The sequence below is a fragment of the Brevundimonas sp. M1A4_2e genome (assembly GCF_053345555.1).
In genome coordinates, this window is the sequence record NZ_JBKFAI010000002.1 from 482,565 (window position 1) to 493,482 (window position 10,918).

General features: G+C 61.9%; 9 protein-coding genes. 3 read left to right on the forward strand and 6 right to left on the reverse strand.

Features of this window, described 5'->3' with window-relative positions; genetic code table 11:
* Positions 1–48 precede the first annotated feature (48 nt).
* From ACLBV5_RS06935 to ACLBV5_RS06945, 3 genes are read right to left on the reverse strand one after another with little or no spacing between them, the layout of a single operon-like run.
* On the reverse strand, positions 49–876 hold the full coding sequence (locus tag ACLBV5_RS06935; protein ID WP_427788517.1) for a phosphoadenosine phosphosulfate reductase domain-containing protein: 828 nt from the start codon (positions 874–876) through the stop codon (positions 49–51).
* On the reverse strand, positions 869–4,249 hold the full coding sequence (locus tag ACLBV5_RS06940; RefSeq protein ID WP_447605211.1) for a hypothetical protein: 3,381 nt from the start codon (positions 4,247–4,249) through the stop codon (positions 869–871). Before ACLBV5_RS06940 ends, ACLBV5_RS06935 begins: the two co-directional genes overlap by 8 nt.
* Complete coding sequence (locus tag ACLBV5_RS06945) at positions 4,246–5,244, reverse strand: DUF4007 family protein (RefSeq protein WP_447605212.1); 999 nt, start codon at positions 5,242–5,244, stop codon at positions 4,246–4,248. Before ACLBV5_RS06945 ends, ACLBV5_RS06940 begins: the two co-directional genes overlap by 4 nt.
* A 99-nt stretch (positions 5,245–5,343) precedes the next feature.
* Between ACLBV5_RS06945 and ACLBV5_RS06950 the strand changes: the two genes are divergently transcribed.
* The 3 genes from ACLBV5_RS06950 (at position 5,344) to ACLBV5_RS06960 (ending at position 7,919) form a co-directional block, all read left to right on the forward strand.
* Positions 5,344–6,519, forward strand: coding sequence for a cysteine desulfurase family protein (locus ACLBV5_RS06950; RefSeq protein WP_447605213.1), 1,176 nt, complete (start codon positions 5,344–5,346; stop codon positions 6,517–6,519).
* Between the two features lie 75 nt (positions 6,520–6,594).
* Entirely contained in the window at positions 6,595–6,903 is a 309-nt protein-coding gene (locus tag ACLBV5_RS06955; protein WP_447605214.1) for a hypothetical protein, read from the forward strand.
* Positions 6,904–6,932: 29 nt separating this feature from the next.
* Positions 6,933–7,919, forward strand: coding sequence for a phospholipase D family protein (locus tag ACLBV5_RS06960; protein ID WP_447605215.1), 987 nt, complete (start codon positions 6,933–6,935; stop codon positions 7,917–7,919).
* 91 nt (positions 7,920–8,010) lie between these two features.
* On the opposite strand, the gene ACLBV5_RS06965 is transcribed toward ACLBV5_RS06960, so the two are convergent.
* The 3 genes from ACLBV5_RS06965 to ACLBV5_RS06975 all read right to left on the reverse strand — a co-directional run bounded on the left by ACLBV5_RS06965 (position 8,011) and on the right by ACLBV5_RS06975 (position 10,767).
* Positions 8,011–8,250: a hypothetical protein gene (locus tag ACLBV5_RS06965; RefSeq protein ID WP_447605216.1), complete on the reverse strand. Its 240-nt coding sequence runs from the start codon at positions 8,248–8,250 to the stop codon at positions 8,011–8,013.
* Positions 8,251–8,255: 5 nt separating this feature from the next.
* Positions 8,256–9,164: a HEPN domain-containing protein gene (locus tag ACLBV5_RS06970; protein WP_447605217.1), complete on the reverse strand. Its 909-nt coding sequence runs from the start codon at positions 9,162–9,164 to the stop codon at positions 8,256–8,258.
* Between the two features lie 415 nt (positions 9,165–9,579).
* Positions 9,580–10,767: a hypothetical protein gene (locus tag ACLBV5_RS06975; RefSeq protein ID WP_447605218.1), complete on the reverse strand. Its 1,188-nt coding sequence runs from the start codon at positions 10,765–10,767 to the stop codon at positions 9,580–9,582.
* Positions 10,768–10,918: the final 151 nt, after the last annotated feature.

Here is a 10,918-nt window from a genome sequence, read left to right on the forward strand (position 1 = left end):
GCGGCTCGATTTCACGGTGACCATGAAATCGAGCCGCATTGGTCTGCGCTATTTGTGGCAGGTCATGCAGAGCTTGGCTGCCGAGCCGTAGATCTCGTCGAACTCGATGGGGGCGTCCTGCAGCGGATTGATGCGTCGCTTGGCTTGAATACGCGCCACGCGACGTTCGTGATCCTCTCGGATTTGAGCGATCCGCTCTGGACGAGAAAGATCATCAAGGGACTCGCCCTGGCTCCAGGTGAAGGGCGAGCCATGTTCCAGGGCGTTCTTCTCATAGCCCTTGGCTTCTTCGAAGGCTTCGGGATGCTCCTCCATGAGGCGAACCCATTCGATCTTCTGCTGATAGAAGCAGAAAGTGCAGCCGCTGCGCGACCGCCAACGATAATACTCAGGAAGCCCCACGCCGGCGGCCTCGAGGATGTCGATGACGCCGGCCTTGTCGATGCCGGCTTCGCGGAACGGCAGATGGGTCTTCAGCGTCTCCTTTCCTGAGACATAGCCTTCCCGGTAGTCTTCGTCGGCGCGGATGGCGACATAGCTGTGCACCGTCACGCCTTGAGCGACCGACGGGTAGACCCATTCCTCGAAGGGCTTAATCTTGAGTTGGCGCGTGCACCAGCGCGTCTGAGGCGAGGGAAGGAAGTTCTTATATTCTCGCAGCCAGTAGTCGAAATCCCGGTCCGGGTTGAGACGCTCGATGGGCTTGCCGAGAAATCCTTCGAGTCTGCCTAGAAATTCATAAACCTCTGGCAGTTCCTTGCCAGTGTCGGTGTAGAAGTACTCGATATCCAGTTCAGGATGATGCTGAGCCATATAGACCGCCAAGGCGGCGCTGTCGCGCCCGCCGGATATCCCGAGCACGTGACGCTCAGCCATGCTGGACCTCCAATTTTTTCTTACTCTTTTGCTCGGGCGCCGGCTCCTGGCTCAATGTCCAGCCGAGATCGGCAAGGGCCGCGAGAGCCACCTCAGGGCTGGCGCCATTGGCTTCGACAAGCGCCCGAAGGCGTTGGGCCAAGATGCCGGCTTCGGCGCGCTCTGCGGCGGAGACCGTGATCTCGCGGGCCTTGGGTTCGGGGTGATCAGGGTCGCTGATGTAGACCGCCATCGCCACACGGCCGCCTTCACGTCCCTTTAGGCGTTGGAAGATCTCAGCCTTGAGGAACTGCTGGGCCAGCGCCGCGAGCTCCACCGAGGCCGCATCGATATCGCGATCGACCCAATCTCGCGGAGGCTTGTTCGCCGCTAGGCTGGAGATGCCTTCGAGCTCTTCGAGGGTGCCCTCGTAGGTCGATAGCCTGGTGGCGAGAGCGTCGAGACGGAAGTTGCCGGTCACGCCCTTAACGCTTGCCGCACGACGACGAAGGGCTGCAAGGCCGTCGCTCTTCACGCGGAGCTCTCGAATGAGGTTGTCGCCGATCGCGGCCAGCATGAGACCATAGGCGTTGCGGAGCTCGTCCACAGCTTCGGTGACTTGCCGGGCGAGTGCGGGACCGGAGAAGTCGCCGCTCCAGCCGAAAGCCTTGGGCGTGTCGATCGTCAGGAAGCGGTTCGGATCCTCCGCTGTTTTCGCCCGATCGCGGAAGGCTATCGTAGAGGCGTTCAGTCGGCCGGTGCGCTGGCTCCACATCGGCAAGCCGCGAATGAGGCCAACAAGAGCTCGAGCGACGTCGAAGGTCGTCGGCGGAATAGGGACCTCTTCCGTAGAAAGGCGTTCGCTCAGCGTCGAAATGAAGGCGAAGTCCACTTCCGACAACTGGACCGCGCGAATGCTGACGGCGCCGGGCTCCTGGACCATGCGGTCGATCAGGAAGGTGTCGAGCGAAGGACGAAACACCCCGTCAAGATAGAAGGCGCAGGTCTCGACGCGCGTCAGCAAATAGGCGGCGCCAAGTATGTTGCACAGGCCGTTGCGCACGCCGAACGGCGGGGCCTGCCAAGCCTTGAAGACGTCAGCCATGGAGACGCCGTCTTTGCTACGCTTGAGGAGGTCGTCGGTGGCTTGCCAAAGGTCATGAAGGTGGTGAGGGTCGTTAGCGGCAGGCGCGCTGAAACCCCAGGCTTCAGTCGCCTCGTCGTAGCGATGAAGGCCCGTGGTTTCCAGCAGGCTGACGTAGAGGCCCGCTTCCGGCGGGAACCCAGAGATGCCGAGCCGCTCTTGCGATTTGCGGTCGATCATGGCCCGAAGGAGCGTGCGCACCGCGCCAGCGGCGTTCGAAGAGGGGCGGCTGCGGTTCACCAGCTCGTTCGGCAGGTGAGGGGCCTTGGGGTAGCGCCAGTCCGCTAGGCGGGACGCCAGAATGCTCAAGCCTGCGGGACCGCTATGGCGCAAGGATATGTCCGTCTTCATGCCGGCGGGACGCTCCCATTTGACCCGATGAATGGCGCTCGCCATGCGGTCTTCAAGGTCGGCGCTCAGGCGCGTGATGCGGGCATCCACTTCCCGTCTTGCGACCGCGTCCCCCGCCAGCTCGGCTCGGTGGGCCCGAACATGCTCGAGTGCGGCCAAGTCGAAGGCCATTTCGCGGATCATGAAGCTCTCGGGCGTCCAGCCGGGCACAACCAGGCGATCTCCTGCCTGGGCCTTGGCTCGTTTCAAAATCGACTGGGCTTCAGAGGCGCTTTCTTCTTCGCCACTGACCGTAAGGAGGAAAAGGCCTGCCGCGCCGGGGGCGGGGTGATAGGTGCGGATACGCTCTTCGGCGTCGGCGACGGCGCAGAGCTCGATTTCAAACCAACGCAAAGCGCCGGTCGTTTCATAGTGGCGCTTGGCCAGGATCGGCTGCAGCGCCGCATACCGCGAGAGCTGGCGCAAATCCATCGAGACGCCGGCTTCACGCGCTTGATCGACCGCGGCGTCGATGTCGAAATCGCTGCCTGCAAAGATCGCATAGCTTCCGGAGTGCTTGCGGAAGATAACGACCGACCAGTTCGCGAGGTCTTCCAGCGCGGCTGTGAAGCGCTTGGCGCTCAAGCCCGCGACGACCTCGCTGAGCAGGTCAAGCGTCGCCTGCAACCCGGATCGATCCTTGAACAGGTCGATGAGAGCGATCGCCTTGAGCAGTTCGAAATGCTCTTGGCTGGCTTCTCGGCTCTCGAGGCGGGCCAAGGCCTCCAGAGCGGTCGACCAGCGGTGACCGTCGGGGGAAGCGAGAATGGCCGGTTCGAGGTTGGCGTGAAGGTAATCCCACAGTCGTCCCACTTGGTAGGCGCGGGCCCCGCCGAGCTCTGTTTCCTCAAGGTACGATTGGAAGCCATAGGGCTCCACAGAGTTTAGGAAGCCAAAGAGGCTGCGTTGGTTCTGACCAAAACGGCGCCGCGAAATGGGACCTAGCAAAGCCGCCACCAAGGGGTGTAGCGGCCAGCAGGCTTCTAGACGCGCTTCCAGCACCGAGACGTTGCCGAAGCGTTGGCTGCTCAGGCTCTTCGCCACGGCGTTCGTCGCGGCGGTCTTGTCCTGAATAGGCTGGCTGACCTCGATGGCGCGTCCAATGAGATCGAGTTGTTCTTCGGCGGCCAGATTGATCGGCACGTCGAGGTAACGGCCCTGGATCTTGATCCATTCGTCGCGCGCCTCGCGGGCGAGACGATGAGCATATTCGTCGAAGGCCTGGTGGAGGATCCCAACCACCATAAGCCGCCCCTCAGAACGAGAAGCGGTTTCGGCGAGATCTTGGAAGAGGTGGACGTCGCCGTCGGCGCGCGCGGCATGCTCGAGGAACTTGCCCATCTCGTCGACGAGCAAGATGAGGCCGGCATGCGATTTGTCCGTAGCAATTCGAAGGGCCCAGGCCGCTAGGGTTTCACGCTCTCCACGGGCGAGCTTCGGCTGATCCTGAACGGCCGCTGCAATGGATTCGGCGATCGCAGCTTCAGGAGCGTCGCGACGACCAACCGCAGCGACGACCCGCCAAGCCCGTTCAGTCGGGCGGAAGGCTTCGATGAGTTCGTCCCGATCTGCCGCATTGATGTCGCCGAGCAGGCGCTTGCGGCTCTCCTCGGGGCCGGCCGCGAGCGCGGCGAGCGCAATGGCGAGGCTGGATTTGCCGCTGCCGTAAGGGCCTGTCCAGGTGAAGGCGCCATGACCGGAGGCCTTGTGGTGGCGTCCCATCAGCAGCAGGGCTTCGACGGCCGACTGGGAGCAGACGTAACCGTCAAGCGCGCGAGGATCGGTCAGATCGGCGTCTACGCGAACTGCACGACTGAAGCGGCGAGCGACTTTTACGATGGAAGAGAGGCGCTTACTCATGCCGCCATAATCTCCATGTCCCGGGCGTAGAAGGATTTCAGGATCTCATTCTTGTCGAGGATCGCGAGGCCAGGCGCATAGAGCTGGCGCATCCCGGAGGATTCATCCCAGCGAAGCGCCCCTTTGGTCAGTTCGTCGAGGCGAACCAAGCGCTCGGCGACGGCCTCCTCATCCATTAAGAAGACCTGTCCTGGAGAGCCGCGCTCGAAGGTGAGGAAGTCCACGGAGAAGGATCGCCTGCTGTCGAACAGCCCGTTCCAGAAATCGACGAGGGCGTAGAGGAATATCTCGTCCGGCAGTGTCGGCTTAGGCCCGCGGCGAAGGCGGTACTGTTCTCCGACGCCGGCCTTTTGAATGAGGCCGAGCTCGGCGAGAGGAGACTCGATGCTGTCTTCCGGCGCGCGTCGGCCGACGGCCGGAGCGGCATGGTAGGTACGCAGAATGCAGTCCACGTCCCGCTTGATGGTGATCTCCGCCACGGGTCGATCGCGATTAAAGCGGCCCGCATCCTTCAGGTCCTCGCAGCGCCGAGAGAGCCGGCGCGCCATGAGATGGCGATCAAAGACGGGCTCATGGAATTCATTGAAAGCCCAGTGCCAGGCAGTAGTCCGGCCGGGTTTAGACGCAAGCAGCCAATGGATCAGCCAAAGCGAGCCGGGATGCTCGAGATAGGGATCGGCCGACTCACCAAAGAGAAGGTCGCCGATCGGGCCGCAAGCAATGGGGCTGATCCGCGCGCCTTCTTTTTCATAGGTTTGCAGAACTTGGGTCGCGAGCGCCCAGTGGCGCATAGAAAGAACCATGTTCTTTCCAACGCCGAAGCGCGCGATCGCAGTCTCGTCTAGGAAAACGGCAGCACCACTTTCAGCATCTTGTTCAATGTTTTCTTTGACGGCGTCGTATGCCTTCTTGAGCCATCCGTAACGCAGCGGAAAGGTCTCGTGACCGGCGAAGTGAAGACGATAATCGTCGTTGTCTAGAAGGCTGCGGGTCATTTTGTCCTGGAGAGTTCTTCCAGTTGATGACAGCCGGTAAGCTCCGCTATGTCAACGTCCTGGACGAGATCACCAGGACGAGATTGGGGATTCGCGATCGTGCTCATCGATGGAACGGTCTACCTTGATTATCAAGCCGCAACGCCGGTCGATCCTCGTGTGATCGAAGTGATGACGACGTCTATGGCGACGGACTTCGCCAACCCGAGCTCGGATGACCACAGTCTTGGGTGGCGAGCCCGGCGCACCGTAGAGCAGGCGCGGGCGACAATCGCGGACGTATGGGGGGCGCTCGCTGAGGAGATCATCTTTACGAGCGGAGCTACGGAGGCGAATAATATCGCGGTGTTCGGGGGAGCGCTTGCGGCGCCAAGCGAGCGCAGGCGCCTTCTTGTCAGCGCGATCGAGCACAAGGCGGTCCTTGAAGTTGCATACGCCGCCGAGCGGCACGGGTATGCAGTCGAGATCATTCCGGTTAACGCCGACGGCATCGTCGACTTGGCAGCCTTGCGGCGCAGCCTCGACGACACGGTCGCCGTGGTGTCGGTGATGGCGGTCAACAATGAGACGGGGATCGTGCAGCCGGTTCGACAGGTGGCCGACCTTGCCGCGCAGTTTGGGGCCTTCTCCCACTGCGACGCCACGCAGGCCCCGCTTGCAGGGGAAATTGATCTCTTCGCCTGGGGTGTCGACGCGGCGAGCTTCTCGAGCCACAAGCTCTATGGGCCTAAGGGCGTGGGGGCGCTCTACCTATCACCCGACCGTCCCTGGACGCCCCGGTCCTTGACCTTTGGCGGCGGGCAGGAGGGCGGCGTTCGGCCAGGCACCTTGCCGACGCCGCTGTGCGCTGGGTTCGCTGCGGCGGTCGATATCATGAGAAGGGAAGGCGAGGCGGAGCGCGCCCGCGTCGCTTCGTTGAGGGATGACTTTGTAGAGGCGCTTCAAGCCCTTGATGCTCGCTTCAAGCTGACGGCCGCTGATGCGCCGCGCCATCCGGGCAACGCCCATATGACGCTTTGCGGCGTTGATGCTGCAGATCTGCTGGTCCGGCTGCAGCCGGCTGTGGCCGCCTCTCTAGGCTCTGCTTGCACGTCTGGGGTGATTGGACCGTCCCATGTCCTGTCCGCCATGGGGCTTTCTGATGAGGAGGCAGGAAGCTGCCTTCGGTTCTCCCTGGGACGTTTTTCCGACGCCTCGCAGGTCGCTCAGGCTGTCGAAGCAATCCAAGCGGCGCTTAAGAGCGCCGGCAATCCGACGAAAGCCTCGGCGGCCTAAGCGAATATCGTCTTTCGCGTCCGAAGCTGTCGTGGTGGGGAGGCATATCCGCACTTCAGATTGAAGGAGCGGGTTATGAGCGTAGGTGTCGTCATCAAAGGCGGGAACGCGCGACGGATCGATTTGAAGACCGGCGCGGATAAGGGATCGGTCGGCATGAGCGGAGCAGTCGCCGCCGCTAGCAATGGCGACTGGATTGTCGTGGTCTACAAAGATGGCCGAGCGCGTCGCTATGAGGCTAGGAACGGCAGCGATCGGGGATCAGTCGGCATGAGTGGCGTGACCGGATGCGCCATATCCAGCGGTGTAATTTTGTTGAACTATGTTAGCCAAAGGGTGCGGCGCTACGATGCTCGGTCGGGAGCGGATCGCGGCAGCGTCTGAATGCGCGGGGGCGCAAAAGGGGGGGTGGAATGACCGAGTTTCTTACACGTCGCGCTCTTAGCGAGCGCATCCAGGAGATCGTCCGCGGGGGCAATGCGAGATGCGCTGTGGCGTTCCTCGGCAAGGGGGCTGCCGATTTCTTGAGCGGTCGCAGCGGCGTAGCGACGCCGAAGATCATCTGCGACATCTCAATGGGATGCACTTCGCCGCATGAACTCGAGGCTCTAGGCGCGCCAGACGCTCCCAGTCTGAAGCATGTCAAAGGTCTGCACGCCAAGGTCTACATCTCTGACCGTGGTCTAATCGTGGGTTCCGCGAACGTCTCGGACAACGGGATCGGCTTCGAGATCGAGCATGATGCGCGCTTCGTTGAAGCAGGGGTATTTCATTCGCCGGAGACCTCGGTCTGGCGTGAGGCTTCCGATTGGTTTGATGAGCTCTACGGCGGCGCTGAACCTCTGTCGGCTGAGGCTTTGGAAAGCGCGCGGGCGTCTTGGCGTGTCGGGCCGCGGGGAGAGGGGCGAGCGCTGAGAGCGGGATCTCTTCTGGACCTAGTCAGGGCTAAGCCGCAGCATTTCGCCAATATAGGCTTTGTGTTCACTGGCATCGCGAGCACAGAAGAAGAGCGCAATGCTGCGCGAGAGGCGGCGACGGAACGGCTAGGGGAGGATGCCGGCGCGCCCTTTGCGTCCTGGCCGGCAGACGATATGTTTTGCGGCTGGGGCGCTGAGGATTTGGCTCAATGGCCTAGCCTCTTCTTTGAGTTTTGGATCCCGAAGAACCGCTTGTCCGTCTATGCGCGCGATATGCGCTTCAAAGAGCCGAAAACGGGTTCGGTTTTTACGACGACCACGCAGCGAGGCTGGCGTTCCAAGCTCGGTGTACAAATGCCTTCTCTCGAAGAGATCGGGATCAAAGATGCAGCGCTTGCCAGGCGGATCGTTGAGGAGCGGGGCAGCGCGATCTTCCCCTCGGGCTACGCTCTACGTGAGGAGTTAGAGGGGATGGCGAACTGATCTATCTCGACCTCCTTCGGCGAGGTTTTCGGTAGGGCGGCGAGCCGTCATTCTCAGCCGATGCGTCCGCCGAGTTGGTGTAGCGCGCGTTTTAGTTGTCGTTCGCGGCGGCAGGTCGAAGCAGGATGCCCGCTACGGCGAAAGCCGCCAGCACCACACCCGCAATAATCAATAAGGCGGCGAGCGCTGACGAGGCGACGTTCAACATGCCAAAGGCCGTGCCTAAAAGGGCGACTATGGCTCCAAAGCAGAACAGGGCCATGGGTCGTAGATTGGAGCGAGAACGGATTGTGCGGATGAGGCGGGCGGCAGTCCTATCGAACGCGGTCATGCTCTCTACTCGGCGAGACGCCGAAGTTCTTGGATCCGAGTCTCGCAGGCCTGGCGGACCACGTCGCGCAGAAGGTCGATGCGTTCGGTGAGGAAGGCCAGTTCTTCGTCTGTGATGCGGTAGTGGCGTGAGTAGCGGGCTTTGACGTACGCGGCTCGGAGGAGTTCGAAGCAGCGCTTCTGGAACTTGGTGTCGTGGGGCCAGACGTCGCGGAGGCGGGGCTCCAAGGGCTCCGTCATGTTGCGGAGGCGGATGAGGTTGTGGCTCTTGGGGGAGTAGAACGTCAGGACCTGTAGGAGGCCCTGGTAGATCGTCTCGGCCGTCTGATGGAGGAGGAAGGCAGCCAGCTTCGGCTCGTTCTCCTGCACATAGAACCGAGCGCCTTTGAGAAAGCCGTTCGCGGCTTCCTGCCATTCCTCGAAATACTCGGTGGCTTCTTCCAGCGCTGTAGACGGCGGGAGGGGCTGCGGCTCCGAGAAGGCGACGCCGGGGGTGTCCTGCAGGACCACCCCGTCGCGGGCGATGTCGATGAAGAAGCCGCGCCCGTGCTCCAGCTTCCAGTTCACGTCGTCAAGACTATGGACGATCAGGCTGACGGGTGTGCGCATGGCGCCCGCCGACAGTTCGGCCAGCAGGCGCTTCTCCACGTCCTCCCAGAACTCGAAGTCGGTCAGGTCCTCGTGGTCCACAACGACCAGCAGGTCGAAGTCTGAAAAGTAGCGCCCGACCGGATCGTGGACCCAGTCGCCGCGCGCGTAGCTGCCGAACAGGATGATCTTGAGGATACGGCCGTTCTTCAGCCGGTCGGCCCGGCGTGTGGAGATGGCCTTGGCGAAGCCGTCCTGAATGATCTCGACGGCGGCGTCGAGTTCACGCTGTTTCGCGAGCGGCAATTTCCTCAGCGGACGTTTCATGCCCGGAGTCTCCGAAATGCTGAGCCGACACGCAAGAGTCGAAACGCCCCGATAAGCGTATACCTAGGCTGTCGCGCCCATAATCGCTACGCTGGCCGTTGCGGGCGCCGGTTCCATAGGGCGTCGTCTGTTCGCCGTAGGGCCGGTTCGCCGGAGAATCGTCGCGGCGCCGCCTGAAAGTCCCGGGCCTCTACGCAGAGGTTCCAACGCCCGCACCTTTCCCTTCCCGTCAAGGCTGGAAGTGACTCGTAACGGCGGTTCGGAACGTCTGCTTCTGGGGCCATACTACATATCCCGTCGTGACCGGCCTATGGGTCGGACTTCCTTCGGTGGACGGATGCCATCCGGATGAGTGCCGCCGCCGGCGTTGTCTTAAACGGCGGATGCGAAGGCGGACCCGCAGGGACGAGGTCCGCTATTCGGTCAACGGCGGCGCGCTCCATACCGATCGCGGGAACTGACCCTGTTCCAGGGCGATGTCGAATAGGTTGTGGAGCGCGCCCACAAACCGCGCTGGCGTCCGGAGGTTCAACGACACCATGTGCAGCCCAGGATAGTCGATCAGCATCAACGGTAGCTGGAGTTCATCGACCATGTCGAGGATCGGCTGACTGTTGGCGACTTGGCTGTCGTCAAACATCTCCCGGGTGACGACGAGGCCAAGGAGCTGACGTCCCGCCAGTGCGATATGCAGCGGCTCGGGGGCGGCCTTGATCACCACGCCATCGGCGCTGCGGGCATAGGTGAGCGCGCCCTTCAGCTGCTTCGTGGCCTTGATGATTTGGTTCTGGATGGTCTGCCGCTTGCGTTCCAGCGAGCGGTCCAGAGAAGCCGGGGTATTGGGACTGTCCTTGGCTTCGATGAACAACATCACCCTCTCGGTGACGACCAGGAGGTCGCACAGCTCCTTGTCGGTGTCAGACCGAAATGGATTCAGAAAGATGCTTTCCGGTGGAAACACGCGGCCCAGCATGACCGCGATATCACGCTCCTGAGGCGGCCCCGGATCCTCGCGAACAAGCTGCGTGACAGCCGGTCGCTGATGAGCACCGTTGAAACTGTTCGCGGCGGGCCGGGTGTCCATAATGACCAGGTCGTCGGGATAAAGGTGTTCCTGAACGGAGAGGATGAACGCCGTCTGGTCGTCGATCTGGTCGCGGATCGAGAACCGCTGGCTGAGACGCGCGACGACCTCGCCGTAGGTATCAACGTCGAACGGCGCGAAGGCGGCCGGCGCCATGGTTTCGTGGAAACGGCCAGCGTCGGGATTTGCGACCCTGACCCCGAGAAGTTCGCGGTTCTGCTCGTCGACGAAATAGACCTTGAACTCGGGCTGGCTCAAGACCGTCTCGATGTCGCCGGTCATTTCATCACCGTCGAAGAGCGCGGTCATTACAGTCAAGGGTTGATCATGGTCGTCGAAGAATGCGGTGACCAAGCCCAGGAACTGCTCGGGATTCTCGGAAAGCAGATAAACCCTGAATCCGTTCTTTTCGCGGGCAGCAAGAATCCCCTCTTTGGTCGCCTTGATGATGAGAAAACGCTCCCCTTCAGGCGTGACGATCGGCATCAACCCGTAGCGGAACAACTGCAGGTGGCTCATCAGATGGGGGTAATGAATAGAGAGCATGACCCTGAATCAGGCGGTGCGGCCCTGACGTGACCCCCGTTTCTCATCCAGCCATAACAAGAGTCCGAGGTTGATCTGGGTAGAGATTGGTTGGGTTGGCAATAGGGCGGCCTGCGCAGCCGTC